Source organism: Bradyrhizobium sp. KZN70725 (genome assembly GCF_055264925.1).
The window spans coordinates 105,162-131,947 of record NZ_JBUYWT010000014.1; the positions used below are offsets into that span (position 1 = coordinate 105,162).

The 26,786-nt window shown below is 65.9% G+C and carries 23 protein-coding genes; 10 read left to right on the forward strand and 13 right to left on the reverse strand.

The features are described from left to right. Positions 1 to 112: 112 nt before the first annotated feature. On the reverse strand, positions 113 to 1,987 hold the full coding sequence (feoB, locus tag ACZBJS_RS16200) for a ferrous iron transporter B (protein WP_316395371.1): 1,875 nt from the start codon (positions 1,985 to 1,987) through the stop codon (positions 113 to 115). Continuing rightward, the gene (locus ACZBJS_RS16205) at positions 1,984 to 2,271 is read right to left on the reverse strand and encodes a FeoA family protein (RefSeq protein ID WP_057018132.1); all 288 of its coding nucleotides are present in this window, start codon (positions 2,269 to 2,271) and stop codon (positions 1,984 to 1,986) included. The genes feoB and ACZBJS_RS16205 overlap by 4 nt, the downstream gene beginning before the upstream one ends. Positions 2,272 to 2,604: 333 nt before the next feature. On the opposite strand from ACZBJS_RS16205, the gene ACZBJS_RS16210 reads away from it, so the two are divergent. The 6 genes from ACZBJS_RS16210 (at position 2,605) to ACZBJS_RS16235 (ending at position 11,365) form a co-directional block, all read left to right on the forward strand. Further along, on the forward strand, positions 2,605 to 4,749 hold the full coding sequence (locus ACZBJS_RS16210) for a hybrid sensor histidine kinase/response regulator (protein WP_316395372.1): 2,145 nt from the start codon (positions 2,605 to 2,607) through the stop codon (positions 4,747 to 4,749). A gap of 269 nt (positions 4,750 to 5,018) precedes the next feature. Continuing rightward, positions 5,019 to 7,043, forward strand: a complete 2,025-nt coding sequence (locus ACZBJS_RS16215) for an ABC transporter ATP-binding protein/permease (protein WP_253588484.1) — start codon at positions 5,019 to 5,021, stop codon at positions 7,041 to 7,043. A gap of 57 nt (positions 7,044 to 7,100) precedes the next feature. Next, positions 7,101 to 7,958 (forward strand): FkbM family methyltransferase, encoded by an 858-nt coding sequence (locus ACZBJS_RS16220; protein WP_316395373.1) that lies wholly within the window; start codon positions 7,101 to 7,103, stop codon positions 7,956 to 7,958. A 198-nt stretch (positions 7,959 to 8,156) separates the two neighbouring features. Continuing rightward, complete coding sequence (locus tag ACZBJS_RS16225) at positions 8,157 to 8,543, forward strand: VOC family protein (protein WP_316395374.1); 387 nt, start codon at positions 8,157 to 8,159, stop codon at positions 8,541 to 8,543. Between the two features lie 106 nt (positions 8,544 to 8,649). After that, a complete protein-coding gene (locus ACZBJS_RS16230; RefSeq protein WP_057021353.1) occupies positions 8,650 to 8,940 on the forward strand; it encodes a hypothetical protein in 291 nt (96 codons plus the stop codon). A 172-nt stretch (positions 8,941 to 9,112) separates the two neighbouring features. After that, complete coding sequence (locus tag ACZBJS_RS16235) at positions 9,113 to 11,365, forward strand: OmpA family protein (RefSeq protein WP_316395375.1); 2,253 nt, start codon at positions 9,113 to 9,115, stop codon at positions 11,363 to 11,365. 298 nt (positions 11,366 to 11,663) lie between these two features. Here ACZBJS_RS16235 and ACZBJS_RS16240 read toward each other — a convergent pair whose 3' ends face one another. Both ACZBJS_RS16240 and ACZBJS_RS16245 read right to left on the reverse strand, forming a co-directional pair. Beyond that, a complete protein-coding gene (locus ACZBJS_RS16240; RefSeq protein WP_316395376.1) occupies positions 11,664 to 13,421 on the reverse strand; it encodes an alkaline phosphatase in 1,758 nt (585 codons plus the stop codon). A 112-nt stretch (positions 13,422 to 13,533) separates the two neighbouring features. Next, positions 13,534 to 13,899, reverse strand: coding sequence for a nuclear transport factor 2 family protein (locus tag ACZBJS_RS16245; protein WP_253588480.1), 366 nt, complete (start codon positions 13,897 to 13,899; stop codon positions 13,534 to 13,536). 96 nt (positions 13,900 to 13,995) lie between these two features. Here ACZBJS_RS16245 and ACZBJS_RS16250 point away from each other — a divergent pair, with 96 nt between their 5' ends. Continuing rightward, positions 13,996 to 14,583, forward strand: a complete 588-nt coding sequence (locus tag ACZBJS_RS16250; protein ID WP_225163120.1) for a TetR/AcrR family transcriptional regulator — start codon at positions 13,996 to 13,998, stop codon at positions 14,581 to 14,583. 168 nt (positions 14,584 to 14,751) lie between these two features. Here the strand turns inward: ACZBJS_RS16250 and argG are convergent, their stop codons facing one another. From argG to ACZBJS_RS16285, 7 genes are all read right to left on the reverse strand, one after another. Beyond that, positions 14,752 to 16,089 (reverse strand): argininosuccinate synthase, encoded by a 1,338-nt coding sequence (gene argG / locus ACZBJS_RS16255; protein WP_316395377.1) that lies wholly within the window; start codon positions 16,087 to 16,089, stop codon positions 14,752 to 14,754. Positions 16,090 to 16,179: 90 nt separating this feature from the next. Further along, positions 16,180 to 16,962, reverse strand: coding sequence for a phosphatase PAP2 family protein (locus ACZBJS_RS16260; protein ID WP_316395378.1), 783 nt, complete (start codon positions 16,960 to 16,962; stop codon positions 16,180 to 16,182). A gap of 37 nt (positions 16,963 to 16,999) precedes the next feature. Beyond that, the gene (locus tag ACZBJS_RS16265; RefSeq protein WP_156436599.1) at positions 17,000 to 17,302 is read right to left on the reverse strand and encodes a hypothetical protein; all 303 of its coding nucleotides are present in this window, start codon (positions 17,300 to 17,302) and stop codon (positions 17,000 to 17,002) included. A 19-nt stretch (positions 17,303 to 17,321) separates the two neighbouring features. Next, a complete protein-coding gene (locus ACZBJS_RS16270; protein ID WP_316395379.1) occupies positions 17,322 to 17,807 on the reverse strand; it encodes a hypothetical protein in 486 nt (161 codons plus the stop codon). A gap of 119 nt (positions 17,808 to 17,926) precedes the next feature. Beyond that, positions 17,927 to 19,141 (reverse strand): dual-specificity RNA methyltransferase RlmN, encoded by a 1,215-nt coding sequence (rlmN, locus tag ACZBJS_RS16275; RefSeq protein WP_057021293.1) that lies wholly within the window; start codon positions 19,139 to 19,141, stop codon positions 17,927 to 17,929. 125 nt (positions 19,142 to 19,266) lie between these two features. Then, positions 19,267 to 19,860 (reverse strand): invasion associated locus B family protein, encoded by a 594-nt coding sequence (locus tag ACZBJS_RS16280; protein WP_057021355.1) that lies wholly within the window; start codon positions 19,858 to 19,860, stop codon positions 19,267 to 19,269. 154 nt (positions 19,861 to 20,014) lie between these two features. Continuing rightward, complete coding sequence (locus tag ACZBJS_RS16285; protein WP_057021294.1) at positions 20,015 to 20,851, reverse strand: SDR family oxidoreductase; 837 nt, start codon at positions 20,849 to 20,851, stop codon at positions 20,015 to 20,017. A 105-nt stretch (positions 20,852 to 20,956) separates the two neighbouring features. Here ACZBJS_RS16285 and ACZBJS_RS16290 point away from each other — a divergent pair, with 105 nt between their 5' ends. Further along, positions 20,957 to 21,937, forward strand: a complete 981-nt coding sequence (locus tag ACZBJS_RS16290; RefSeq protein WP_057021295.1) for an NADPH:quinone oxidoreductase family protein — start codon at positions 20,957 to 20,959, stop codon at positions 21,935 to 21,937. Between the two features lie 355 nt (positions 21,938 to 22,292). On the opposite strand, the gene ACZBJS_RS16295 is transcribed toward ACZBJS_RS16290, so the two are convergent. Further along, positions 22,293 to 22,670 (reverse strand): YkvA family protein, encoded by a 378-nt coding sequence (locus tag ACZBJS_RS16295; protein WP_057021296.1) that lies wholly within the window; start codon positions 22,668 to 22,670, stop codon positions 22,293 to 22,295. 91 nt (positions 22,671 to 22,761) lie between these two features. Beyond that, positions 22,762 to 23,067 carry a 4a-hydroxytetrahydrobiopterin dehydratase gene (locus ACZBJS_RS16300; RefSeq protein WP_168858057.1) on the reverse strand — a complete coding sequence of 102 codons (306 nt, stop codon included), beginning with the start codon at positions 23,065 to 23,067 and terminating at the stop codon, positions 22,762 to 22,764. Between the two features lie 212 nt (positions 23,068 to 23,279). Here ACZBJS_RS16300 and ACZBJS_RS16305 point away from each other — a divergent pair, with 212 nt between their 5' ends. Together ACZBJS_RS16305 and ACZBJS_RS16310 are read left to right on the forward strand one after the other, a co-directional pair. Then, positions 23,280 to 24,683: a TAXI family TRAP transporter solute-binding subunit gene (locus ACZBJS_RS16305; RefSeq protein WP_229160558.1), complete on the forward strand. Its 1,404-nt coding sequence runs from the start codon at positions 23,280 to 23,282 to the stop codon at positions 24,681 to 24,683. A gap of 182 nt (positions 24,684 to 24,865) precedes the next feature. After that, a complete protein-coding gene (locus ACZBJS_RS16310; RefSeq protein WP_057021298.1) occupies positions 24,866 to 26,428 on the forward strand; it encodes an alkaline phosphatase D family protein in 1,563 nt (520 codons plus the stop codon). The last annotated feature ends 358 nt before the right edge of the window (positions 26,429 to 26,786 follow it).

Sequence of the window (26,786 nt, forward strand, 5' to 3'; positions counted from 1 at the left end):
GAACACGCGGAGGCGCCTGCCGCTTCACGCGCCCTCGACCAACTCTACCGCTTCGCTTGGCTGCGTGCACCTGTCGCAGTTTCGAATAGAGATGATGAAACCGCGTTGCCGATCAATGCAGGCCGAGCGCCTGCGCGAGATTGAAGGTCAGGAAGCTCGCGACATAGGCCAGCGCGAGCATGTAGATGAACGTCACCACCATCCACTTCGCGCCGCCGGTCTCGCGGCGGATCACCGCGAGCGTCGAGGCGCATTGCGGGGCGAAGATGTACCAGACCAGCAGCGAGAGCGCGGTCGCCAGCGTCCATTTCTGCGCCAGCACCTGGCCGATCTGGTCCGCCGCCTCCTTGCCGCCCTCGATCGAATAGACCGTGCCGAGCGCCGCGACCGCGACCTCGCGCGCCGCCATGCCGGGGATCAGCGCCACCGCGATCTGCCAGTTGAAGCCGATCGGCCGCAGCAGCGGCTCGAGCGCATGGCCGATCATCGCGGCAAAGCTGTAGTTGATCGCCGGCCCCTCGGCGCCGGCCGGCGCCTGCGGGAACGAGGCCAGGAACCAGATCAGCACCATCATCGAGAGGATCGTGGTGCCGGCCCGGTACAGGAACATCTTGGCGCGGGTGAACACGCCGATCGCGATGCTCTTCGGCCGCGGCATCTTGTAGTCGGGCAATTCCAGCATGAACGGTGCCGGCGCGTGATCGCGCCACAAGAAGAATTTCGCGATCGCCGACACCGTCAGCGCGCTGGTGATGCCGGCGGCGTAGAGGCCGAACATCACGAGTCCCTGCAGATTGACGAAACCCCACAGCGTGGTCGCTGGAACGAAAGCGGAGATAATCAGCGTGTAGACCGGAATGCGCGCCGAGCACGTCATCAGCGGCGCGATCAGGATCGTGGTCAGGCGGTCGCGGCGGTTGTCGATGACGCGCGTCGCCATGATGCCGGGAATGGCGCAGGCAAAGCTCGACAACAGCGGAATGAAGGCGCGGCCATGCAGCCCGGCGCCGCCCATGATGCGGTCCATCAGGAACGCGGCGCGCGCCATGTAGCCGAAATCTTCCAACAGCAGGATGAACAGGAAGATGATGATGATCTGCGGCAGGAACACGATCACGCTGCCGACGCCGGAGATCACGCCGTTCTGCAGGAAGCTCTGCAACAGGCTCCAGCTTTCGGGCAGCAAATTGTGGATCAGCTGCCCGAGCGCGGCGAAGCTGTCCGACAGGAACTCCATCGCGGGCTGCGCCCAGGTGAACACCGCCTGGAACATCACGAACAGGATCACGGCCAGGATCACGAGACCCCAGACCGGATGCAGCACCACGGAATCGATCCGGTTGGTCAGCGTGTCGGGCTTGGTCGGCAGCGTCACCGCCGCCGCGATGATGCGGTCCGCCTCGCGCTGCGCCACCTTGAGGTCGGCGATCGTCGGCGTCGTCCATTCGCTGGCCGCCGCCTCATGCGACTTGGAGAGGAATTCGTCGGTCCGCTTCAGGAGCTCATCGATGCCGCCCTTGCGGACCGCGACCGAGGTCACGATCGGCAGTCCCAGCTCCTGCGACATCCGGTCGATGTCGATCGTGACGCCGCGGCGCTTGGCGATATCGATCATGTTGAGCACGAGCATCATCGGCCGGCCGACGCGCTTCAGCTCGAGCACCAGCCGCAGGGTCAGCCGCAGATTGGTGGCGTCCGCGACGCAGAGCACGAGGTCGGGCACCGCCTCGCCGTCGAAGCGGCCCAGCACGATGTCGCGGGTGATCTCCTCGTCCGGGCTGCGGCCGCGCAACGAATAGGTGCCGGGCAGGTCGAGCACGGTCACGCTGCGGCCCTCGGGCGTGACGAAGCCGCCGGACTTGCGCTCGACCGTGACGCCCGGATAGTTGGCGACCTTCTGACGGCTGCCGGTCAGGCTGTTGAACAGCGACGTCTTGCCGGTGTTCGGCGCGCCGACCAGCGCCAGGCGCAGGGATGCAGCGGTCATTCGACGATCACAGCCATGGCTTCGCTCCGGCGCAGCGCGATCGTGATGTTGTCGACGCGCACCGCGATCGGGTCCTTTCGGATCGTGCCTTCATGCAGGATTTCCACGCGCGCGCCCTCGACAAATCCCATCTCGACCAGGCGCTGCTCCAGCTCCTGCGGAGACAGCGATGAGCCCGTCACGAGCGCATCGAGCCTGATGATCTTTCCGACAAAACCGCGATCCGCATGTCCGAGCCGGACGTCCTGCAAATCATCCCGGGAGCTGTTTGGATCGCCTGTCATGCGGCCTGTTTTTCAGCAGGTAGTCACAGGGTCAAGCGTTTGCCCATGAGAGGTTTTAGAACTCCTAAAAACAGCGCCCGGAAGCGCCATCCAGGCCGATTTTCCGCTTGACTGCCGGCGAGGCGCTAACGAGGTCGTGATGCCGCCGCGCCGCAGCCGCCCCGTGCTGCCCCGGACGCGAGCCGGCTGCGAATTGATCGATCCGGGTTGGCCTCCGGTAACCTTGACGGGTCGCGGAATGGCGAACGGGCGTCCGCGCCGCGCCCGGCGGCGCCGTTTCGCTTCCTCCCGCGCAACGGTTTGCGTTATGGTCCGCGCGGAGCCGGAGCGCCCGTGCAGACCGCACAACGCAATTCGCTGAGACTGCTGCAATGGATGATGGCCGCCGCGCTGGCCCTTCCGCTGGCGCTGTTCGTTTTTGCCTCCGCAATGTCCTGGATCTCGATCAGCGAGGCCGCCGACCGGGAGATCCAGCGCACGCTCGATGTCGCCCATGAGCATGCGCTGAAGGTGTTCGAGACCATCGATCGGGGCCTAGCCGAGGTCACCGAGGTCGTCCGCGGCATGGGCGATGCCGATATCGGCGCGCGCGAGAAGAGCCTGCACGAGCGGCTGCGGCAGGTCGCCATGGCGCTTCCCCAGGTGAAATCGGTCTGGGTGTTCGATGCCAACGGCCGTGCCCTCGTCAACAGCCTGGTGCAGCCGGCCCCCGACGTCGACTTCTCGGACCGGGATTACTTCCGGATCCATGCCCAGGGCGACATCGGCACCTATATCGGCGAGGTGCTGACGCCGCGGCCGCCCTATCAGGGCTCGCGGTTCTTCAGCGTCGGCCGGCGCCGCAACGGCGACGACGGCAGCTTTGCCGGCGTGATCCAGGCCTCCGTGCTTCCGGAATATTTCGAGAATTTCTACGCCAGGATCGGCCGCGAGCCGGGCAGCTTCCTGGCGCTGATCCGGACCGACGGCGCCGTGCTGGCGCATTTCCCTGCCGTTGGCCACGATGTCCGGTTCGAGCCGAGCGGCCCGCTCGGGCGGCAGATCGTCGCCAATCCCGAGGCCGGGACGATGACGATCCAATCCCCAGCCGACGGCATCGAGCGGCGCATGCGCTATCAGCGGCTGGCGGAATACCCGGTCTATGTCAGTGCCGGCCTTGAAACCTCGGCGATCCAGTCGCGCTGGATGTCGACCATGGCCCAGCACCTGATCTTCGGGATCCCGGCCACCGCCCTGCTGTTCGGCCTGCTCGCACTCGCCTTCCGACGAACCCAGCGCCTGCAGGAGGAGGCCAACCGGCGCATCGAGGCCGAGGAGGCATTGCGGCACGGCCAGCGGCTCGAGGCACTCGGGCAGCTCACCGGCGGCGTCGCGCACGACTTCAACAACCTGCTCACCGTGATCCGCGCGTCGGTCGACATGTTGCGGCGGCCGGACCTGCCGGAGCCGCGGCGGCAGCGCTACATCGATGCGATCTCCAACACCGTGAACCGTGCCGCCAAGCTGACCAACCAGCTGCTTGCATTCGCGCGGCGGCAAACCCTCAAGCCCGAGGTGTTCGACGCCTGCCAGAATGTCCGCACCCTGAGCGAGATGATCGCAACCCTGATCGGCGCGCGCATCGAGATCACAGCGCAGGTGCCGGACGAGACCTGTCTCGTCAACGCCGATGCCGGCCAGTTCGAGACCGCCATCATCAACATGGCGGTGAACGCGCGCGACGCCATGGACGGCGTCGGCCGGCTCACGATCGCGGTCCGCGCCGTGGACAGACTGCCGTCCGCGACCAGCACGCCGCCGAACTCGCCCGGCCACGTCGCGGTGTCGGTGACCGACACCGGCGTCGGAATTCCACAGGAGCTGTTCGGCCGCATCTTCGAGCCGTTTTACACCACCAAGGAGGTCGGTCACGGCACCGGCCTTGGCCTGTCGCAGGTGTTCGGCTTCGCCAAGCAGTCCGGCGGCGAGGTGACCGTCACCAGCGAAGTCGGCAAGGGTGCGACATTCACGCTGTATCTGCCGCGCGTCGTCGGCGGGCATGGCGCGCGAGCGCAGCGCACCGAGGACGCGCCCTCGGTCGATCGGACCAACGCATCGGTCCTGATCGTCGAGGACAATGCCGAGGTCGGAAAGTTTGCCGCCGACACGCTGACCCAGCTCGGCTGCACCTGCGTGCTGGTGGACAACGCCACCCACGCGCTGGAGGAGCTCGCCGTCGACGCCGACCGGTTCGACCTGGTGTTCACCGACGTCGTGATGCCCGGCATGAGCGGCATCGAGCTTGCGGAAGAGATCCGCCGGCAGCGCCTCGATCTGCCGATCGTGCTCGCCTCCGGCTACAGCCAGGTGCTGTCGCAGCAGGGCAGCGGCGGCTTCGAGCTGCTGCAGAAGCCCTATTCGGCCGAGCAGCTCGCGCGCGTGCTGCACAAAGCAACGCGCTCGCGCCGGCTGAAGCGCGATCAGGCGCCGGCGGAGTGAGGTAGTTGCGCGGCACATCTCAAGCACGTTGTCGTCCTGGCGAAAGCCAGGACGACGATGAGGATAGGTCTCGTTTCAAGATATCGAATATCGCTGTCATCAACCGCGGGTGATCCAGTGTCCCAGAGACGGCTGTGCTTGAATCAAGAGGTCGCGGCGTACTGGATCGCCCGCATGCGCGGGCCTCAGCCCCTGAAGTCGTTGCAATCCGCGCGACTGACCGCCGGTCCCAGTGCGGAACCGGGTAATTTGCCTGGCGTTATCGTGCCATGGGCAAAGCTGAGGCAAAATCCAAATCGTCGGACGGGCCGTCGTCGGCCAGGACTTCATCGTCTCGGAAAGCGAGCGCAAAGGCGGCCGGTCAAGAGCGCAAGGATCCCGCGGCAAGCGAAGGGGATGAGAAGTCGGAATTCGTCGAGGTGATTGCCGAAGGCGGCGAGGATGTCGAACCGCCGCCGCCGGAAATCGTCGAACCCGATCCCGAATTGTCCGCCGAAGAAGCCGAACAGGCGCGCAAGGACTATTTGCTGACTCGGTTCTGGATCAGCGCGCGCGGCTATTGGGGCCGGAGCGGCGACCGGCTGGCGTGGCTGTTCACGATCGGCCTGCTGCTGCTGATCGTCGCCAATGTCGCCGTTCAGTACGGCATCAATGTCTGGAATCGCGCGATCTTCGATGCGATCGAAAAGCGCGACGCGGCCAGTGTCTTCCACCTGACGGCCATCTTCTTTCCGCTGGCGATCGGCAGCGTGCTGCTGGGGGTCGCCCAGGTGTTCGGCCGCATGGGTATCCAGCGGCGCTGGCGCGCCTGGCTGACCAACGCCGTCGTGTCGCGCTGGCTGACGAACGGCCGCTACTACCAGCTCAACCTCGTCGACGGCGATCACAAGAATCCGGAGTACCGGATCGCGGAGGATCTGCGGATCGCGACCGATTCTCCGGTCGACTTCATCGCCGGCGTGACGTCGGCGCTGCTCTCGGCCGTTACCTTCATCGTCGTGCTCTGGACCATCGGCGGCGCGCTGACGGTGACGCTCGGCGGCTCGTCGATCAGCATCCCGGGCTTCCTGGTCATTGCCGCGATCATCTATGCTGCGATCGCGTCGGGCTCGATCACGGCGATCGGCCGCAGCTTCGTGCAGATCTCCGAGGACAAGAACCAGGCGGAAGCGGAATTCCGCTACATACTGACCCGCGTGCGGGAGAATGGCGAAAGCATCGCGCTGCTCGGCGGCGAAACCGAGGAGCGCGACGGCATCGACAAGACGTTCTCGAATGTGTTGCGGCAATGGGCGCGGCTCGCTGGGCAGCACATGCGCACGACGCTGGTGTCGCAGGGATCTAACCTCATTGCGCCGGTGGTACCCTTGCTGCTGTGCGCGCCAAAATTCCTCGACGGCAGCATGTCGCTCGGCCAGGTGATGCAGGCGGCCTCGGCCTTCACCATCGTGCAGACCGCGTTCGGCTGGCTGGTCGACAACTATCCGCGGCTCGCCGACTGGAACGCCTGCGCCCGGCGCATCGCCTCGCTGATGACGTCGCTTGACGGGCTCGAACGCGCCGAGACCGGCGACGGCTTCGGCCGCATCGAGCGCGGCGAGACCGCGGGCGAGGCCATGCTGAGCCTCAACGATCTCTCCGTCACACTGGACGACGGCACCGCCGTGGTCGGCGAGACCGAAGTGGTGATCGAACCGGGGGAGCGGCTATTGGTCGCCGGCGAATCCGGCACCGGCAAGAGCACGCTGGTGCGCGCCATCGCCGGGCTGTGGCCGTGGGGCGGCGGCAGTGTCGGCCTGCACGCGGACCGCCGATTGTTCATGCTGCCGCAAAAGCCCTACGTGCCCTCGGGCACGCTGCGGCGCGCGGTGGCCTATCCCGGCGCGGCGGAAGACTGGACCATCGATGAGATCAGCCGTGCCCTGCACAAGGTCGGCCTCGACCATCTCAAGGACAAGATCGAGGAGGACGCGCCGTGGGACCAGACCCTGTCCGGCGGTGAGAAGCAGCGGCTCGCCTTTGCCCGACTGCTGCTGCATGCCCCCGACATCGTCGTGCTCGACGAGGCGACGTCCGCGCTCGACGAGAAGAGCCAGGACAAGATGATGGAGACGGTGACGACGGAACTGCCGAAGGCGACTATCGTCAGCGTCGCCCACCGCGTCGAGCTCGAAGCGTTCCATAGCCGCAAGATCGTGCTGGAGCGCCGCAAGGGCGGCGCCAAACTGGTCAGCGACGTCGATCTGATCCCGCGCAAGGGCAAGCGAAGGCTGCTCGGCCGCTTCCTGCGGTAACGGCAGGCAGCGGGCAAGGCGGCGTAACGGGCGTTGGCGCTGCCGGCAAAACCGGCTATGCATGCCGCGCTTTCGACGAGGCCATGCGTGATCCCGAGCAACGACATATCGCCGGCGCCGTTCGGCGCCTTCGCGCCCAATGCGGCGCAGGCCGCCATCATCCGCCTGGCGCATGGCTCAGGATTGAAGCGCGGCGCGTTCCGGCCCTGGCTGTCGAAACTGGTCAATCTGTTCGGCGCTGGGCCGCTGGACGTGACCTATCAGGGCGCATCATTCCGCTTCTATCATCAGCAAAGCGCGACCGAGCGCGGCGCGCTGTTCAATCCCGATTACAACCTTGAAGAACTCACCTTCCTGCGGGCGCATGTCGGCGCGGATGGCACCTTCGTCGATCTCGGCGCCAATGTCGGCACCTATGCGCTGGCGCTGGCGCGCGACGTCGGGCTCGGTGGCAAGGTGATCGCGATCGAGCCGCATCCGGTGACGCATGCGCGGCTCAAGTTCAACACCCAGGCCTCCGGCTTTCCGCAGGTGCGCCTGGTTGCGGCGGCCGCCGGCCCGACCGATGGCGAACTGATGATCGAGACCGACGGCGACAATCTCGGCGCCAGCCACATCGTCACCGGCACGCCGACGGGCAAGGCGTTCAAAGTGCCGTCGCTGCGGCTGCAACACATCCTCGACGAGGCCGGCGCGAGCAAGGTCGATGCGCTCAAGATCGACGTCGAGGGTTTCGAGGACCGCGTGCTGATCGGCTTCTTCCGCGACGCGCCCCAGGCACTGTGGCCGCGCGCGGTGGTGATCGAGCATCTGTCGAAGGACGAATGGACCGACGACTGCATTGCGGACATGCATGCGCGCGGTTACGTCGAGCACGGCCGGACGCGGAGCAACACGCTGCTGGTGCGGAGTTGAGACCTGGCCGCGGCTGAGGTTCGAATGGCCGTAGCCCGGATGAAGCGCAGCGAAATCCGGGACCAGACCGTCCGCGACTAGAGCAGCCCCGGATTGCGCTTCGCTTCATCCGGGCTACGCTTCTGAGATCTGCTCCCTCTCCCGCTTGCGGAGGAGGTGCAACGAGTCTGTAGCGTCACACAACAAGGGAGGCTCGCGATGATCGACCATATCGGCTTTTCCGTCTCCGACTATCAACGCGCGAAGGCTTTCTACCAGACGGCGCTGGCGCCGCTCGGCTACGGCCTGATCATGGAAGTGCCCGCTGATGTGACCGGGCACGCGCCCGCCGCGGGCTTCGGCGCCGACGGCAAGCCGGACTTCTGGATCGGCGGCGAAGGCGCAATGAACAAGCCGGTGCATATCGCCATCACGGCCAGGGACCGCGCTACCGTCGACGCCTTCTACAAGGCCGCGATGGCGGCCGGCGGCCGCGACAACGGCGCGCCCGGCATCCGTGCGCATTACCACCCGAACTATTACGGCGCATTCGTGCTCGATCCCGACGGCCACAATATCGAGGCGGTCTGCCACACGCCCGGGTGAAACATCGGAACGCCGCGGCGCGCGATCCGTTGTCGCTTCGAACTTCGATGGAGCGATCAATGCGCGCGACGCGATCTGGCGGCGGCAGCCGCGGGGCCTCGATATGATGCCGATCGAGCCTCCCGAGATTCCGCCGACGACGCCGGGCACACCGAGCGAACCGCCGCCGGGAATTCCGCCCGGCAGTCCGCGCCCCGAGATTCCGGAGCCGGTGCGCGAACCCGGCGAGCCGCCGCGACCGGACGAGTTGCCCGGCAAGACACCTGACGAATCACCGGTGCGCGGACCGCCTGGACCGTCCGGCCCGCCGCCTGCGACAGATCGACTCCCCGCCGGTGAGTCGCTCATGCGCCCAAGTTCCACGTCGATTGCAAATGTGTCGGCGCGTTTCTTCTGAACGCGCGGTGAACAACCACACATGCAACCCGTTATAATGTCGAAATAAACTTCGCCGATGATTCGTGGCTCGCCACAATCCGGCCTAACGGCTGGCGGTTCATCGTCCTGCCGAATTGTTCGGTTCTCACTTTGCTTTCCTGCCCAGACTTTCCGCCGGGGACTCCTAGACAATGACAAAGCTTCGTCTCGTGCTGCTTGCCACGACTGCGCTGACGGTGATGCAGTTCGCCACCTCAGCGTCGCACGCCCAAACTTCGCCGCTGGTCGTCGCACAGGCGCAGCAAAAGGAAGAAACCGGACCGGACGGAAAGCCGAAGGCGCGGCCAGCGCCGGGCGCGCCGGGTGCTCCTGCACGTCCCGCACCGCCGGCCGCAGCACCGCATCCGCAGGCGCCACCTCCCGCCGCGGCACCCGCACATCCTGCTCCGCCGCCGGCCGCAGCGCCCGCGAAGCCGACCCCGCCTGCAGCCCCTGCCCGGCCCGAGCCGCCTGCCGCGCGCCCGACGACGCCTCCGCCGTCGGCTGCTCCCGCACATCCCACACCGCCGCCGCCCGCGGCCGCACCCGCGAAGCCATCGCCGTCACCGGCACGGCCGGAGCCGCCCGCAGCAGCGCCTGCGAAGCCAACCCCGCCACCGCCGGCGGCCGCCCCCGCACATCCGACGCCGACGCCACCGCCGCCGGCCGCAGCACCGCAGCGACCCGGCACGCCGCCGCCCGGCGCAGGACCCGCGCACACGCCGCCAACGCCGGCGCCCGGCGCCACGCCGAATGCCGCGCCGGCAGCACGTCCCGGCACCCCGCCCACGGCGGCAACGCCGACTCCGACGCCCGCAACGCCGGGAGCTCCGACAACGGCGCCGGCCGAACGCCGCCCCGGCGATCGTCCGGGTGGCGAACGCGGTGAACGCCCTGGCGGCGCCAAGCAACCGCCGGGCACCCCGCCCGCGGCGACTTCAACGCCCGCGCCTTCGGCAACGACAACGCCGCCGGCAGCAGGGGCACGACCGGGCACGCCGCCCGCCGCGACAGCTCCCGGTGCGACACCGACGCCGACACCTCCGGCAGCCGGCGCACAGCCCGCGCGTCCAGGCACCCCGCCTGCCGCAACAACGCCTCCGGCACCCGGCGCGACGCCGACGCCACCGGCGCCAGGTCAGCAGGGACGTCCGGCGACACCGCCCGGAACACCGGCAACCCCGGGCGCGGCAATGGGCGCGCCCGGCGCGGCCCCGGCTCCGGGTCAGCCGGCAGCACGTCCGGGCGTCGCGCCCGGCGTATCGCCGGCCCAGGGCGCCGCGATGGGCGCGCCCGCGCCATCGGTCGTCCCCGGCTCGGCCGCCGCAACGCCGCCGCCCGGCCGCGCGCAATATGCGCCGCCGACGGTTGCGCCCGCCTTCCGCGCCGCGCCTGCCGTCGCAGCGCCGCTGCCGCCGCCACCGCGCCATGACAACATCAAGCCGCTCGCGATCGGTGCCGCCGTCGGTGCCGGCGTGGTCGCCGGCGCCATCATCGGCGGCAGCATCGCCGACCTGCACAGCCAGCGCCAGGAGGTGGTCGAAGGCGGCCGCACCATCTACACCGAGCCGGACCGCGTCATCATCCGCGATCCCGGCGGCCAGGCCTATGTGCGCGGCGACGACGTCTATCGCTTCCGCTATGGCGCGCGCGACATCCGCACCGAGACGATCGGCGGCGAGACGCGGACGGTCGTGGTTCGTCCCGACGGCAGCGAGATCATCACCGTGGTCGGCTCCGACGGCCAGATGTTGCGCCGAATCCGCAGGGATACTGGCGGCCGCGAGGTCGTCATCATCGACAACAGCTATCGCGATCCGCGCGCAGTCGGTGGTTTCTATGTCGACGCCCCGCCGCCCGTGGTCAACATTCCCTACGATCGCTACATCGTCGACGCGCAGGACGCGTCGCCCGACGTGATCTACGAGACCATGGAGGCACCGCCGGTGCAGCGGATCGAACGGCGCTACTCGCTGGACGAGATCCGCTACAGCCCCAATGTCCGCATGCAGATGCCGAGCATCGACGTCAACACGATCAACTTCGACTCCGGATCGTGGACCATCCCACCGGACCAGGCGGCGAGGCTGCAGGTGATCGCCGACGGCCTCAACCGAGCCATCCAGCGCAACCCGCGCGAGGTGTTCCTGATCGAGGGCCACACGGATGCGACCGGCAACGACACCGACAATCTGTCACTGTCGGACCGCCGTGCGCAATCCGCCGCCGAGCTCTTGACGCAGCAGTTCGGTGTGCCGGCTGAGAACCTGACCTCGCAGGGCTATGGCTCTCAATATCCGAAGGAGCAGACCGACGGACCGAGCCGCATCAACCGGCGCGTCACCGTCCGCCGCATCACCCCGCTGCTCAACGGCGGCACCGCCTCGGCCGCGCCGCCGCGCTGAGCCGGCGCGACATCACGATACGAAATGGCCGGGAGCGATCCCGGCCATTTTTGTTTGTTCTCCTTCCCCCTGAAAGGGGGAAGGTCGGGATGGGGGTCAGCCGCAGGTGACGGTGTCTACGGAGAGAGCAGATCCCCACCCGCTTTGCTCTCGCGAGCAAAGCGACCTCCCCTTTTCAGGGGGAGGTCGGAGAAGCCTCGCCGCTCACACCAACCCTCCAACAGCAAACTTTGTTCATCTCGACCCCCGCAAGCGGGAGGGGTACAGCGGGCATGCCTCGTCTCAATCTCATCATCCGTTACTTGCCCGCACCCAGCCCCAGCGCCTCGACCATCACGCGGAACACTTCGGTGTTGTCCATCGAGCCGTGGACGCGCTCGCTGCCCGGCCCGGTCGCAGTGAGGATGACATCCTCGCCGGAATGCACGCTGGCGCCGATCATCGCCGGCAGATTGCCGAACCGCAGCACGACGCCGGGGACATCCTTGTACTTGTCATTGGCCTTGAACGTGTCGGGCTGGTCGCCCCTCACGGTCGGCTCGTTCGGATCGTCGAGCTTCGGGCGGAACGTCTCGTAGTGATCCGGCAGGCTGGCCGAGAAGATCGCAAGGCGCCGGCTGACATCGACCCTTGACGGATAACCTTCGGCGTCCGGCGCCGGATAATTCGGAAACCCGGCTTTCTCGTAGACGCCGACGCGCTCGCGCAGCGGCACGTTGGGTGTCGCCACCATGTCGTCATTGATGGTGCCGACCAGGCTGTTCGGATGGTTGTGGTCGGCCACGACCAGGATCAGCGTGTCGTCGTTGCGCGCTTTCGCCCAGTCCTTTGCGAGCCGCACCGCGTTGTCGAGCATGATGGTGTCGTAGACCGCGCGCTCCATGTCGAGCAGATGGGCGTATTTGTCGATCAGGCCGGACTCGACCATCAGGAAGAAACCGGCCTCGTGCTTCGACAGCACCGTGAGCGCGGCCTGGACCTGCTCGGTCAGGTCCGGCTGTTCGGGGAATTTCCTGACGCCGCCTCCCTTGAGGAATTTGCGGTCGAGCGCGCCGTCCATGTTGCCGGCGGCGAACAGGCCGAGCAGTTGGCGGGTGTCCGGTTTGGCCGCGAGCGTGGCGAGTTCGCCTGCGGTCGTCGCGACCGGATAGCCGGCGTCGCGGAAGCGCGCGAGATAGTCGACATCGTCCTTGCGTTTCGATCCGGACCCGGATTGCGGCAGGAAGTTCGCGGAGCCGCCGCCCATCAGCACGTCGGGCTTCGCGTCGAAATATTGCGCGACGATCGCGTCATAGGCGGCGCGGCGGCGGGTATGCGCAACCATCGCCGCCGGGGTCGCGTCCTCGACCTCGGTGTTGGTGACGATGCCGACCGCGAGGCCCGCCCGCCGCTTGGCAAGACTCGCGATGGTCTCGACCCTCGGATCGTCAAGCGGATCGGGCGTGCGATCGGCGTAGACGCCGAGCGCATTGACCGCGGCCTTGTGGCCGGTGGCGTAGGCGCTCGCGGCATTCGCCGAATCGGTGATGATCGAGTCCGAGCCGGCGGTCGCGACCAGCGCCATATGCGGCATGTCGTCGATCGCGAGCTTGCCGCGGCTCTTGCCCTCCGCGATTCCCTTGGAGAGGATTCGCGCGGCGACGCGATGCGACGGCGACATCCCGTCGCCGATGAACAGGATCACGTTCCTGGCCTTGCGTGCCCCGGTGTCGTAGACGGTCCAGCTCACGGTCCGGCTCTGCGTGCCGTCACTGACTTCGACGGCGACCTGCCCAGGCTTGACGAGCGAGACATCGCGCAGCAACAACGCCGACTGCTCCCGGCCGGCCTCGTGCGCGGTGAATGTGCCGCCCTGGCCGAACACCGCGGCATAGTCCGCGCCGTTCAGCGTGACCTTGAGCTTTGCTTGATCGACCAATTCCGGAAGGTCGACCTTGAAGTCGAATTTGGCGCCGACGAGGATATCGGCGCGATCGATCGGATAGATCGTCTGGGCGAACGCCGGCGCTGCCGACAACACCAGCGTGACGGCCACGCCGGCAACTCGCTTGATCATGATCGATGCTCCGCCCTTGCGCATCATGCGCATCGGGGCGGAGGCTAGTGGCGGCGGATGACGGCGCAATGAGGCGGCGCCGGGGCGTATTGCCGCAAGGGCCGGCGCGATTTCAGCGCGCCATCTGCTGCGGATCGTAGAAGAAGCGCTCTTCGACGAGTTCATCGCCGCGCCAGGTCTGCCAGGCGACCTCCTCCATGCTGCGGACCTTGCCGTCCTTGCCGGTGAATTCGAAGCGCCAGCAGATCGCCGAATGATCGCCGTCGAGCAGGAGCGGCCCGAGCCGCGTGGTCTTGACGCCGGCGACCGCCGCCAGCACCGCCGCCTCGCGCGCCGCCAGCGCCTCACGGCCGACCCGCCACTCGCCGTCATTCTCCTGGGTGCGGGCATCGACCGCGTAGAAGTTCCTGATCGCGCCGACATGGTCGTTGGACTCGACCGTGTCGGCGAAGGCTTGCAACGTCTTGAGCGAAGGCATAAGCACTCTCCATTTACCGACTGATAGTCGGTATTTATCGACCAAGAGTCGGTAAGTCAACTGGCGCGACTACGGAACCTGGGCTAGAGATGGATGATGGCAACCCAGGCCGAACGGCGCGAGAAAACCAGAGCCGCCATCGTCAAGGCGGCGCGGCGCATTTTTGGCGAGCGCGGCTTCGCCGCTGCGACGATGGACGACATCGCCGCCGGCGCGCGTGTCGCCAAGGGCGCGGTCTATCATCACTTCGCGACCAAGGAGGCGGTGTTCGAGGCGGTGTTCGAGCAGGTGTCGATCGACCTTGTTGCCGATCTCGACCGCATCTCGCGCGCCGAGAACGATCCGCTGGCGGCGATGGCGGCGGGCACGCAGGGCTATTTCGCGGCGTGCTCGAAAGGCCCGACCGGCCAGATCATCTTGCGCGACGGCCCCGCCGTGCTCGGCTGGGAACGCTGGCGCGAGATCGACGCCAAGCATTTCGGCGGCAAGTTTCCGCGCGCGCTGGCTGCCGCGATGGATGCCGGCGTGATCGCCAGGCAGCCGATCGAGCCGCTGGCGCGGCTGCTGCTCGGCGCGGTGACGGAAGCCGCGGTTGCGGTCTCCGCGGGGCCGGATATCGGCAAGACCGGCACCGATTACGCGCGCGCGTTCCGCTCGCTGCTCGATGCGCTCAGGGTGAAGTAGGCAGGCCTCTCTCCCCACGTCGTCCCGGCGAAGGCCGGGACCCATAACCACAGGGAGGAGCCGTGGAAGCGCGCTGGAGCACCAGCGTGCTTCATAACCATGGCCGGTGGTTATGGGTCCCGGGTCGCGCTTCGCTTGCCCGGGACGACAAGGCGAGAGGGTGCCGCCTCAGTCCTTGTCGTTCTCGAGCTGGAAGATCTGCGAGCCTTCGCCGCTCGAGATGAGGCCGGTCTTGTTGTACAGGCCGAGCTTGGCGCGGGTGTCAGCAATGTCGAGGTTGCGCATCGTCAGCTGGCCGATGCGGTCGGCCGGCGTGAAGGCGGCGCCCTCGACCTTCTCCATGCTGAGCCGCTCCGGCGCGTAGGTGAGGTTCGGGCTCTCGGTGTTTGATATCGAGTAGTCGTTGCCGCGGCGCAGCTCGAGCGTCACCTCGCCGGTGACGGCACGCGCCACCCAGCGCTGCGCGGTCTCGCGCAGCATCAAGGCCTGCGAATCGAACCAGCGGCCCTGATAGAGCAAGCGGCCGAGCCGCATGCCGCTGATGCGGTACTGCTCGATCGTATCCTCGTTGTGGATGCCGGTGACGAGGCGCTCATAGGCGATGTGCAAGAGTGCCATGCCGGGCGCCTCATAGATGCCGCGGCTCTTCGCTTCGATGATGCGGTTCTCGATCTGGTCACTCATGCCGAGGCCGTGGCGGCCGCCGATCGCATTGGCCTCGAGGAACAGCGCGACCGGATCTGCAAACGTCTTGCCGTTCAGCGCGACCGGCTGCCCCTCCTCGAAGCGCACCACGACCTTCTCGGCCTTGACGTCGCAATCGGCGCGCCAGAACGGCACGCCCATGATCGGGTTGACGATGGTGATGCCGCTCGCAAGGCTCTCGAGATCCTTGGCCTCATGCGTCGCGCCGAGCAGATTGCTGTCGGTCGAATAGGCCTTCTCCGCGCTCATCTTGTAGGCGAAGCCTTGCGCGGTCATGAACGCCGACATCTCGGCGCGGCCGCCGAGCTCGTCGATGAACTGCTGGTCGAGCCAGGGCTTGTAGATGCGCAGGCTCGGGTTGGTCAGCAGGCCGTAGCGATAGAAGCGCTCGATGTCGTTGCCCTTGAAGGTCGAGCCGTCGCCCCAGATGTTGACGCCGTCCTCCTGCATCGCCGCGACCAGCATCGTGCCGGTCACCGCGCGGCCGAGCGGCGTGGTGTTGAAATAGGTGATGCCGCCGGTCGAGATGTGGAACGCGCCGGACTGGATCGCGGCGATGCCCTCATGGACCAGCTGGGTGCGGCAATCGACGAGGCGGGCCTTCTCGGCGCCGAAATCCACCGCCTTGCGCGGGATCGCGTCGTAGTCGGCCTCGTCGGGCTGGCCGAGATTGGCGGTATAGGCGAAGACCTTGGCGCCTTTCAGCTTCATCCAGAGCAGCGCCGCCGACGTGTCGAGCCCGCCCGAGAACGCGATGCCGACTTTTTCGCCAGTGGGCAGGCTTTTCAGAATCGTACTCATGGGACGGTCCAATCGGTCGAAATCAATGATGTTTCCGGGGTGGCGATATCAAATTTCCGAACGCTGAGCACGCCTTTAATCAGGCCCAAATCAGGCCTCGGTCTGGCTGGACGCCGCCTTGCCGCCCCGGCGCCAGCGCTGCATCCACCGGTAGCCGGGCATCGCAAGGCGCGTCAGCGCGGCATCGACCTGGGCGTCAGTCAGCCGGGTCGCTGCCCAGCGGTAGATCAGCGCGTAGAACAGCCAGACCGTGAAGAACGACACCAGGCCCGCGATCGCCACATCGGTGAAGAAATGGCCGCCAAAGGCCATGCGAAGCCCGCTAGTGACGATGCCGAACACGGTGGCCCCGGCAAAGGCCAGCGGCCGCCACGCGGGCGGCGTCAGCGCCGCCGGTGCATAGGTCCAGAACGCGGTGGCGCCCTCGCCGGAGAAGAACGAGCAGTTGCGCGAGCAGCCGCCGCGCGGGTCCCACCACGGCATGAATTGCAGGTCGCCGCCGAACTGCGTCACGAACACCGGCCGCGGCCGGCCCCAATAATTCTTGAAGGTGAAATTGGTGAGCACGCCGGCCGAGAGCAGCATCGTGGTGAGCAGGAACACCGCGGCGCGGCCGGACATCAGCATCGGCCGGTCCGGGCGGATGAATTTCCAGACGATGGTCACGATCGCCGGCAGCACCAGCGCCCAGGCGATCCACATCGCCGCATCGCGCGCGAACGACGCCACCGCGTCGAGCTTCAGCGGGAAGGTTTTCTGCGCCACATCGTAGAACAGCGCCGCCAGCTTCAGGTCGAGCTCGGGATAGATCCCGAACAGGATGCCGATGATGAGCGCCAGCCCCAGCGCAATGAAAAGTCCGGTCCGGTTCATGGCGCGCGGTTTAGCCGAGGCGGATGAGGCGACGCAATCATTTCAAGTAAGCCCGAAGGGCATTTGCCGCTTGATCAAACAGGTGATCGACACCTTCATTTTCGTCGTAGTTAAACTGCCGCGGAGTATTGAGCGCTGCAGCACCATTTTTCGTCTGCGCCTGAAAAACGCTCAATACTAGTCCATCCAGAAGTTCCCGGGTCGCTCTGGGCAAGGTTGAGTCGATCGCCGGCAATTGAGCGAGGATATCTCGTTCAAGCTCGGGAAGTGACAATTTGCCCGACTGCGCGCTTATCACGCTTCCCAAGATTGCGGATGCGGCTCTCTGGTTCGAATCCATGTTGGCACTCTGGACGAGGTCACGGCCGCTGCGATTGCGACGGCAATGGCGGGGGCGGCGGCAACGGTCGCGCCGGCTCGCGCCAGGCGCCGGCGGTGCGGCCGGCGATCAGCCAGTAGACCAGGCCCGCGACGATGCCGGCGCCGGTCATGATCTCCATGTGCCGGCGCACGATGCCGTGGAATTGCATCGTATCGGGATCGAACGGAACCAGACCGAGATAGCAGGCCGCGCCGACGATCGCGCCGCCGACGGCATAGGCCAGCACGCTCCGGATGAAGAACGCCTCGGTGATCAGCACCACGATCAACGCCGGCAGCAGCGCAAAGCCTGAGATAAAGATGAACCCGAAGCCGAGCACAACGTTGATCGCGCTCTGGTCGATCTGCCCGCCGAAATCGCTGATCTCGGGATACAGCACCGCGACGACCACGATGATCCCTGCCACGAAGCAGGCCATCAGGAAGCCGAAGGCGACGACGAACAGGCGGCCGATCAGGGCCATGCTACGACCTCCCCGTCATTGCGAGCGGAGCGAAGCAATCCATCTCGCAGCTCGCCGAGGCATGGATTGCTTCGTCGCTTCGCTCCTCGCAAGGACGGATTGCATGGAGGGCGTCACACTCAATCCGTCATCGCCATCGCACGCAGCGCCTGGCGCTCGCGGGCGGAGAGCTTTTCGGTCTCCGACTTGAGCTGGCCGCAGGCGGCGAGGATGTCGCGGCCGCGCGGCGTGCGCACCGGCGAGGAATAGCCGGCGTTGAAGATGTATTCGGAGAATTTTTCGATCTGCTCCCAGTCCGAGCATTCGTAGGCGGTGCCCGGCCACGGATTGAACGGGATCAGATTGATCTTCGCCGGAATGCCCTTGAGCAGCTTCACCAGGAGCTTGGCGTCATCGAGCGAATCGTTGACCCCCTTGAGCATCACATATTCGAAGGTGATGCGCCGGGCGTTGGAGGCGCCGGGATAATCGCGGCAGGCCTGCAGCAATTCCTTGATCGGATATTTGCGGTTCAGCGGCACCAGCTCGTTGCGCAGCTCGTCGCGCACCGCATGCAAGGAGATCGCGAGCATCACGCCGATCTCGTCACCGGTGCGCTGGATGTTCGGCACCACGCCCGAGGTCGACAGCGTGATGCGCCGGCGCGAAATGCCGATGCCTTCATTGTCGGCGACGATCAGCAGCGCATCGCGCACCGCGTCGAAATTGTAGAGCGGCTCGCCCATCCCCATCATCACGATGTTGGTGACGCGGCGCGTGCCGTCCTCGCGGTCGGCCCAGTCATTCAGCCGGTCGCGCGCCACCATAACCTGGCCGACGATCTCGCCGGCGGTGAGGTTGCGCACCAGCCGCTGCGTGCCGGTGTGGCAGAACGCGCAGTTCAGCGTGCAGCCGACCTGCGAGGAAACGCACAGCGTGCCACGATCGGTCTCGGGGATGTAGACGCACTCGACCTCGTGCGGCCGCTCGACCTTGTCGCCGCTCGGCAGCCGCAGCAGCCATTTGCGGGTGCCGTCGTTGGAGATCTGCTCGGCGACCACCTCGGGACGATCGACGGTAAAATGCTTCTCGAGCTCGGCGCGCATGTCCTTCGAGACGTTGGTCATCTCGGCAAAGCTCTTGGCGCCGCGGAAATACATCCAGTTCCAGAGCTGCTGGGTGCGCATCTTGCGCTGGCCGGCCTGCACCCCGATCTCGCCTAGGCGATCGGCGATCTCGGCGCGCGACAGCCCGATCAGCGACGGCTTGGCCGGCGGCACGTAGGTCTCGAGCGGAACCTTCTCGACCAGCGCGCTGGCGCCGGAGACGGCATGGGTGGTCACGGTGTCGGTCATGAAACCTCAAATAGGCCTTCCAGCCGGTGCTGGAAAGCCACCGAATACCTCGATTTCAGGCCTTAAGTCGATTTTTAGAGCATGATCTTTCCGGAAAACCGCTTCACACTTTTCCGGATCATGCTCTAGCGCCGGCAGTCCTGCCCGAGCCGGTCGAGCGCCTGCGCCAGGCCCTTCAGCGAGAAGGTGTCTGTCGTCTCGGTGCCCTTGGCCGAGACGGCTTTTACCGTCAGTTCGGCCGATTTGCGCATGGATTCCACCATCCGCTCCTCCTCGGCCGCATTCTTGATCCAGAGGCCGTCGCCCTGCGTGTACATCGCATAGGTCCCGCCGCCGACCTGAAGCGTCGATTCGGAGCCCGGCTTCACCGTGTAGCCGATCATGATCGAGACTTCGTTGACGACCTTCTCCGCCGGACGGGTGGAGATGAAGGCATAGGCCGGATCGCGCGGCCGGTTCGCCGGATTGGTCTTCGACGACGACGGCTTGGCGAGCGCAAAGCACACCTTCTTGCCGTTGGGCGATGCCGTGTACGCGCCCCAGGTCCCGAATTGGCCGATCAGCGTCGGCTCCGCGCCGCCGGCCGCAGCCGCCGCGGCCGAAGGCGCCGGCTTGGCTGCTTCCTTGGCCGTATCCTTCTTGGGCGCGGCCTGCGCCGGCGCGAGGGTGATGAACCCGCCCAGGATACAAGCAACCAGTGATGTCAGAATCTGCCGCACGGCCAACTGGTTCCCCCATCATTGTGACTGCAAGATGGCCCGGCGATTCCCCTCCGCCGGCTCGGATGGATAACCGGGAAACGCTTTTTTGGGAAGGCAGTTAGGCTGAAAGGCGAACGCCGCTCACCGTCGGGCGCGTAATCGCGACGCGTTATCACTTGGCGCGCGCAGCGCGCTGCTTCTCCCACTGCGCATCGGTCCATTGCAGCAGGTCCTCGGCACCGGAACTGCGTAAGTGCGAGCCGCCATCCTGCACCACCATCTCGCCGTTGATGTAGCCGGCCTGATCCGAGATCAGAAAGGTCGCGAGATTGGCGAGCTCCGAATGCTCGCCGGCGCGGCCGAGCGGATTGCGATGCGCCCAGCTCTCGCCGCGCCCTTCGGGGCGCAACTGTCCGGTCGCGCCTGCGGTCGGGAACGCGCCGGGCGCGATCGCGACGGTGCGGATGCCCTTCGGGCCCCACTCCACCGCCAGGCTCTTGGTCATCGCCAGCACGGCGGTCTTCGCCATCGCGGACGGCACCGTGAACGCGCGGCCGGTGATGGTCGAGGTCGACAGGATCGAGAGCACCACGCCCTTGTGCTTGCCGTCGATCCAGCGGCGGCCGGCGGCGAGCGTGCAGTACATCGTGCCATGCAGTGTCGGCGCGAGGATCGCGTCCGCCGCACGGAACGACAAATGTTCGCTCTGCGCAATAAAGGTTGCGGCAGCATTGTTGACGAGCACGTCGATCGGCGCGTCCTGCCAGACCTGATCCATCATCGCTTCGACCGCTGCGCCGTCGCGGATATCGCAGCGCGCGATGGAAACCTTGGCGTCGAGCTCGCTACGGAATTTTGCTGCGGTTTCCTCCAGCAGCCCCTCGCGCCGCCCGCAGATGATCAATTCGGCGCCGAGTTCGGCGAAGCGGTAGCCCATCGCAGCACCAAGGCCGGAGCCGCCGCCGGTGATCAGGATGCGCTTTTTTGCTAGCAGGCCTTTTTCAAACATAGTTTGATCCCTCCGCTTTGTATTGTCGCTCCGCCGCAAATCCGGCATGAAGCTTGTAGTCCAAGATCTTGCAGCTCTTTCTGCGTCCGAAACTCAGGTGTGTCCATGAAAGCCATCCTCTGCTCGCAATACTGTCAACCTGACGATCTCGTGCTGGCTGATGTGCCCGATCCGGTGGCGGCTCCCGGCGAAGCCGTGATCGCGATCAAGGCGGCGGCGCTGAATTTCTTCGACATCCTGATGATCCAGGGCAAGTACCAGATCAAGCCGCCGTTCCCGTTCTCGCCGGCTGCCGAAGTTGCCGGCGTGATCGAAAGCGTCGGCGCCGGCGTCACTGACCTGAAGGTCGGCGATCGTGTCGTCGCGTCCTGCGGCCACAACGGCGCGCGCGACAAGATCGCGCTGCCGGCGAATTCGATCGTGAAGATTCCCGACAATCTCGACTACGACCGCGCCGCCGGCATCATCATCATCTACGGCACCGCGCTGCATGCGCTGGAAGATCGCGCGAGCCCGAAGCCGGGCGAGACGCTCGCGGTGCTGGGGGCCGCCGGTGGCACCGGCCTTGCTGCGTGCGAGCTCGGCAAACTGATGGGGTTGAAGGTGATTGCCTGCGCCTCGTCGGACGAGAAGCTGGCATTCGCCAAGCAACACGGCGCCGAGCTGACGCTGAACTATGCGAAGGAAGATCTCAAAGAGGGCCTGCGCAAGCTGACCGACGGCAAGGGCGCCGACATCGTGTTCGATCCGGTCGGCGGCGCCTATGCCGAAGCCGCGTTGCGCTCGACCGCGTGGGAAGGCCGCTTCCTGGTCATCGGCTTTGCCGCCGGCGAGATTCCGAAGATCCCGCTCAACCTCGCACTGCTGAAGGGCTGCGATATCCGCGGCGTGTTCTGGGGCGCCTGGGCGCGGCAGAATCCGGACAAGAACCGCAAGAACCTCGAGAAGCTCGTGCAGTGGACCGCGGAAGGCAAGATCTCCTCGCATGTCGACCGCACCTTCCCGCTGTCGCAGACATCAGAAGCCCTGAAGGTGCTCGCCGGCCGCAAGGCGATGGGCAAGGTGATCCTGCATCCGGGAAGCTGAACCGAGATTGCGCAGCCCGGAAGGAGCCGAACGGACTACCATGGCGCTCCCTACCGTCTCCGTCACCATGAGGAGCGCGCTCTTGCGCGCGTCTCGACGGGTCGACGGCCCCGCTGGTGGCCGTACATCCTTCGAGACGCGCTTCGCGCTCCTCAGGATGACGGATCGAAAGTTTCGTAGCCCGGATGGAGCGCAGCGAAATCCGGGATGCATCATAACCTTCCCTTGAAAAGAGGAGGTCGCTTTGCTCGCGAGAGCAAAGCGGGTGGGGATCAAATCTGCCGGCTTGCAGCGTCGCCTGTGGCTGACCCCCTTCCCGACCTTCCCCCTTTCAGGGGGAAGGAGAAGGCAGATCTCACTCCTCTTCCGGCACCCCGCGCTTCAGCGCGGCGCGGGCGGCATCGCGATGCTCCGGCGTGATGTGGCTTGCCACCATGCGGAGCGCAGTTGCGAGCACTGCGGCGTCATCGGTGAAGCCGAGGATCGGCAGCATGTCGGGCACGAAATCGAACGGCAGGATGAAATAGGCGATTGCCCCGAGCAGCGCCGCCTGGACATGGCGCGGCGTCTGCCGGTCAAAGGCGCAGTAATAGGCGGCCAGCAGGTCCTCCGCGAAGGGCAGGCTCGCCACCACCTTCTTGAACTTGATCCAGAAACGGCGGCGCACGCTTTCGGGGTCCTGCGCCAGCCGATCGGCAGGCCCAAATCCCACGCCGGGTTCGCTCGATGTCATCGCAAGGTTCCTCGACGCCGCGCCAGTTCGGCGGCGGACGATGCGAATCTGGGGACATCGGCGGACCCGCGCAAGGTTCCACGCGCCGGAGTCAATTGACCCCAAGCTGCCTTGCGATCGCGTTCATGGCCTTGGCGAGGTCGATATCGCGCTTGGTCACCCCGCCGACATCGTGGGTCGACAGCACCACCTCGACGGTCTTGTAGACGTTTTTCCACTCGGGGTGATGGTCGCTCTTCTCGGCGACCAGGGCGGCGCGGGCCATGAACCCGAAGGCCTCGTTGAAGTCCTTGAACACGAAAGTCTTGGCGATCGCCTCGCGACCGGACATCTCCGACCAGCCGGCCAGTTCCCAAAGGGCGGCCTTCTTTGCTTCCGCTGACAGCCGTTCGACCATGGTAACCCTCCCGTTTGACGCCGACTTTAGCCTAACAACCGGCCTCCGGGATGGGATCCACGCCCAAATTAAGGCCGAAATCGCGTCCTATCGCCGCTGGTAACCATGACGGAGTTGTAACATCTGTCCGTTCAGTAATTTGCTACACATAGAGGATGTGTGCGCGTTGGTAGTTTTGCGAGATTGAGCCCCGACGATTGTTTGCGAGATCGATGACAGACGGCTCCGCCAGCATGTCGCCCAAGCCGCTGCGTTCGGCAAAGCGGCGGCTGATGTTCGTTTTGATCGCGGGCGCGCTGGCCATCATCGGCACGTTGCTGGCCGGCTATTATTTCGCCGTGCGTCCGGTGACGCTGCGGATCGCGGTCGGTCCTGCCAACAGCGATGACGTCAAGGTCGTGCAGGCGCTGGCGCAGGCCTTCAACAACCAGCAGAACACCCAGGTCAAGCTGAGGCCGGTGCAGACCGAGGGCGCCACTGCCAGCGCCCAGACGCTGGCCGACGGCAAGGCCGATCTCGCCATCATCCGCGGCGATCTTGAGGTGCCGAAGAATGCCCAGGCGGTCGCGACCCTGCGCAAGAATGTCGTGGTGATGTGGGTTCCGCCCGCCAAGGGCAAGGTTCGGAAATCCGCGCGGATCACCAAGATCGCGCAGCTTGCCGGCCGCAAGATCGGCGTCGTCGGCCGCACCCCGGCCAATGTCAATCTGCTGAAGCTGATCCTGACGCAATACGGCGTCGACCCGATGAAGGTCGAGATCGTTCAATTCCCGGCCAATGAGGCGGCGGAAGCGATCAAGAACCTCAAGGCCGACGCCTATCTCGCCGTCGGCCCGGCCAACAGCAAGATCACGATCGATGCGATCACGGCGTCGGTCCGCGACGGCGGCGAGCCCAGCTTCCTTGCGATCGACGCCTCCGAGGCGATCGCGCAGAACCATCCGGCCTATGAGGCCGCGGAAATCCCCGCCGGCTCGCTCGGCTCCGCTGACCGGCCCGATGATGAGGTGAAGACGATCAGCTTCTCGCACCACATCGTTGCGCGGAAGGGCCTGTCGGACTCGACGGTCGCGGCATTCACGCGGCAATTGTTCGCGATCCGGCAGTCGCTCAAGACCGATTTCCCGCTCGCCGCCAAGATCGAGACGCCGGACACCGACAAGGATGCCACCATTCCGGTGCATCCGGGCGCCGCCGCGTTTGTCGACGGCGAGGAAAAAACCTTCCTCGACCGCTACAGCGACTACATCTGGTGGAGTCTGATGGCGTTCTCGGCGATGGGCTCGGCCGGTGCGTGGTTCGCCGGCTATCTCAAGCAGGACGAGCGCAACACCAACACCTCGCAGCGCGAACGCCTGCTGGAGATGCTGAAAGCCGCGCGGCACAGCGATTCGATCGAGGAACTCGACCAGATGCAGGCGGAGGCCGACGACATCCTGCGCCACACGCTGGACTGCTTCGAGCACGGCGCGATCGAGGAAGGCACGCTGACCGCGTTCAACATCGCGCTCGAGCAGCTTCATAACGCCGTCGCAGACCGCAAGGCGCTGTTGTTCAGCATGCCGCAGAATTTGCAACGGGCTGCGACGCAGTTCAGGGCGGCGGGCACGGCGTAGGGGCGCCGCCAATCTTTATCCGCAAATCCCCCTTGCCTCCCCCCGCACTCGGGAGAGGGAGCCTGACAGATGCGGTTCCCTTACGTCCCGCACTCCCGCCGCTGTAATCTCTCCGTCATGGAGTTTTTCTAGGTCTTGGCGCGCCTGCGGCGCATTGTCGCTGTGACCTGAGGAGGCTCCCTATGACGATCCGGTTCTCGCGAAATCTCACCCGCCGACGCTTTCTCTCCACGGCGGCTGCGGCCGGCGCCGGCGTGATTGCGATGCCCTATCTGTCGCGCGCCGCCGACCGTCCCGTGATCACCCATGGCGTGCAGTCCGGCGATGTCGGCGTCGACGGCGGCGTGGTGTGGGCGCGTGCGGACCGGCCGGCGCAGATGATGGTCGAGGTCGCGACCACTGAATCGTTCAAGGACGCCCATACACTGCCGCCGATCACGGCGCTGCCCGAGAGCGACTTCACCGCCAAGATGCTGCTGGAGAACCTGCCCTCCGGCCAGGACATCTTCTACCGCGTCCGCTTCCGCGACCTCGCCCATATCGACATCGTCGGCGAGCCGGTGGTCGGACGCTTCCGCACCGCGCCGAGCGACCGCCGCGACGTCTCCTTCGTGTGGGGCGGCGATGTCGCCGGCCAGGGCTGGGGCATCAATCCCGACGACGGCGGCATGATCACCTTCGCCGCGATGAAGAAGCACGCTCCGGATTTCCTTCTGCACTCCGGCGACACGATCTACGCCGACGGCGTGATCCCGTCCGAGGTGAAGCTTCCCGACGGCAAGATCTGGAAGAACGTCACTATACCCGAGAAGGCGAAGGTGGCCGAGACGCTCGACGAATACCGGGCCGCCCACAAGTATAACTTCCTCGACAACAACGTCCGCGCCTTCAATGCCGAGGTGCCGATCTTCGTGCAGTGGGACGATCACGAGGTGACCAACAATTGGTCGCTGTCGAAACAGCTGCCGGCGGCCTACAAGGAGCGCGACATCACCGTGCTCGCGGCGCGCGCGGCAAAGGCCTTCCACGAGATGTATCCGATGCGCGAGAGTATCGTCGAGCCGGGCCGCGTCTATCGCACGCTGAGCTACGGTCCGCATCTCGACGTCTTCATGCTCGATGAGCGCAGCTATCGCGGCCCCAACGGCCCGAACCTGCAGGAGCAGTATGGCCCCGACGCCTATTTCATCGGCCCGGACCAGATGGCCTGGCTGAAGCGCGCGCTGCTCAACTCGCGCGCCACCTGGAAGGTGATCGCCTCCGACATGCCGCTCTCGCTGATCGTCTATGACGATGCCGCCAACAAGAAGGGCTCGGAAGCCTTTGCGCAGGGCGATGGCCCGGCGCGCGGCCGCGAGCTCGAAATCGCCGATATACTGCGTTTCATCAAGACCGCGGGAATCGTCAACACGGTGTGGCTGACCGCCGACGTGCATTACGCCGCCGCGCACTACTACAACCCGAACAAGGCCCAGTTCCAGGAGTTCGATCCGTTCTGGGAATTCGTCTCCGGCCCGCTGCATGCCGGCACGTTCGGTCCGAACGAGCTCGACAACACCTTCGGCCCCGAGGTGAAGTTCATCAAGGCGCCGGGCGAAGGCAACCAGAACCTGCCGCCGTCGGCCGGCATGCAGTTCTTCGGCCACGTCAAGATCGACGGCAAGAGCGGGCAGATGACGGTAAGCCTGCGCGACCGCGTCGACGCCGAGCTGTGGGCGATCACGCTCGACCCGAAGCCGGTCTAGTGTGCTGAATGCGAAGTTCGTGCGATTTCGCGGCAGCCACTTTCACGCACTTCGCATTCATAAAGCACACTAGAATTATAAGTTTGCTAGTGTCCTTATCGAATCCGAAGTTCGCTCCGAAGGTGCGGCAAATGATGCGAACTTCGGATTCGGGACACTAGTTCGGTCACAGCCACGACGGAACCGGACTCTTGGTCTTGACGGCCTTGCCGCCAAGGCGAGGCAACGCGATTGCCGGGGATGGACCTCCCCGGCATCTTCCGGTACCGATGTCGGAGCCGTTATGCTGGGGGCCCGGAGGGGCGGAGCATGAGGCGCTGCGAATTCTTTCGCGTGCTCAGTGGTAGCGTTGCGAGGT

What these genes read in the sequence shown, in the direction of transcription:
- feoB (WP_316395371.1), bottom strand. Translation starts at nt 1,987, where the DNA reads ATGACCGCTGCATCCCTGCGCCTGGCGCTGGTCGGCGCGCCGAACACC.
- ACZBJS_RS16205 (WP_057018132.1), bottom strand. Translation starts at nt 2,271, where the DNA reads ATGACAGGCGATCCAAACAGCTCCCGGGATGATTTGCAGGACGTCCGG.
- ACZBJS_RS16215 (WP_253588484.1), top strand. Translation starts at nt 5,019, where the DNA reads ATGGGCAAAGCTGAGGCAAAATCCAAATCGTCGGACGGGCCGTCGTCG.
- ACZBJS_RS16220 (WP_316395373.1), top strand. Translation starts at nt 7,101, where the DNA reads ATGCATGCCGCGCTTTCGACGAGGCCATGCGTGATCCCGAGCAACGAC.
- ACZBJS_RS16225 (WP_316395374.1), top strand. Translation starts at nt 8,157, where the DNA reads ATGATCGACCATATCGGCTTTTCCGTCTCCGACTATCAACGCGCGAAG.
- ACZBJS_RS16230 (WP_057021353.1), top strand. Translation starts at nt 8,650, where the DNA reads ATGCCGATCGAGCCTCCCGAGATTCCGCCGACGACGCCGGGCACACCG.
- ACZBJS_RS16235 (WP_316395375.1), top strand. Translation starts at nt 9,113, where the DNA reads ATGACAAAGCTTCGTCTCGTGCTGCTTGCCACGACTGCGCTGACGGTG.
- ACZBJS_RS16240 (WP_316395376.1), bottom strand. Translation starts at nt 13,421, where the DNA reads ATGATCAAGCGAGTTGCCGGCGTGGCCGTCACGCTGGTGTTGTCGGCA.
- ACZBJS_RS16245 (WP_253588480.1), bottom strand. Translation starts at nt 13,899, where the DNA reads ATGCCTTCGCTCAAGACGTTGCAAGCCTTCGCCGACACGGTCGAGTCC.
- ACZBJS_RS16250 (WP_225163120.1), top strand. Translation starts at nt 13,996, where the DNA reads ATGGCAACCCAGGCCGAACGGCGCGAGAAAACCAGAGCCGCCATCGTC.
- argG (WP_316395377.1), bottom strand. Translation starts at nt 16,089, where the DNA reads ATGAGTACGATTCTGAAAAGCCTGCCCACTGGCGAAAAAGTCGGCATC.
- ACZBJS_RS16260 (WP_316395378.1), bottom strand. Translation starts at nt 16,962, where the DNA reads ATGAACCGGACCGGACTTTTCATTGCGCTGGGGCTGGCGCTCATCATC.
- ACZBJS_RS16265 (WP_156436599.1), bottom strand. Translation starts at nt 17,302, where the DNA reads ATGGATTCGAACCAGAGAGCCGCATCCGCAATCTTGGGAAGCGTGATA.
- ACZBJS_RS16270 (WP_316395379.1), bottom strand. Translation starts at nt 17,807, where the DNA reads ATGGCCCTGATCGGCCGCCTGTTCGTCGTCGCCTTCGGCTTCCTGATG.
- rlmN (WP_057021293.1), bottom strand. Translation starts at nt 19,141, where the DNA reads ATGACCGACACCGTGACCACCCATGCCGTCTCCGGCGCCAGCGCGCTG.
- ACZBJS_RS16285 (WP_057021294.1), bottom strand. Translation starts at nt 20,851, where the DNA reads ATGTTTGAAAAAGGCCTGCTAGCAAAAAAGCGCATCCTGATCACCGGC.
- ACZBJS_RS16290 (WP_057021295.1), top strand. Translation starts at nt 20,957, where the DNA reads ATGAAAGCCATCCTCTGCTCGCAATACTGTCAACCTGACGATCTCGTG.
- ACZBJS_RS16295 (WP_057021296.1), bottom strand. Translation starts at nt 22,670, where the DNA reads ATGACATCGAGCGAACCCGGCGTGGGATTTGGGCCTGCCGATCGGCTG.
- ACZBJS_RS16300 (WP_168858057.1), bottom strand. Translation starts at nt 23,067, where the DNA reads ATGGTCGAACGGCTGTCAGCGGAAGCAAAGAAGGCCGCCCTTTGGGAA.
- ACZBJS_RS16305 (WP_229160558.1), top strand. Translation starts at nt 23,280, where the DNA reads ATGACAGACGGCTCCGCCAGCATGTCGCCCAAGCCGCTGCGTTCGGCA.
- ACZBJS_RS16310 (WP_057021298.1), top strand. Translation starts at nt 24,866, where the DNA reads ATGACGATCCGGTTCTCGCGAAATCTCACCCGCCGACGCTTTCTCTCC.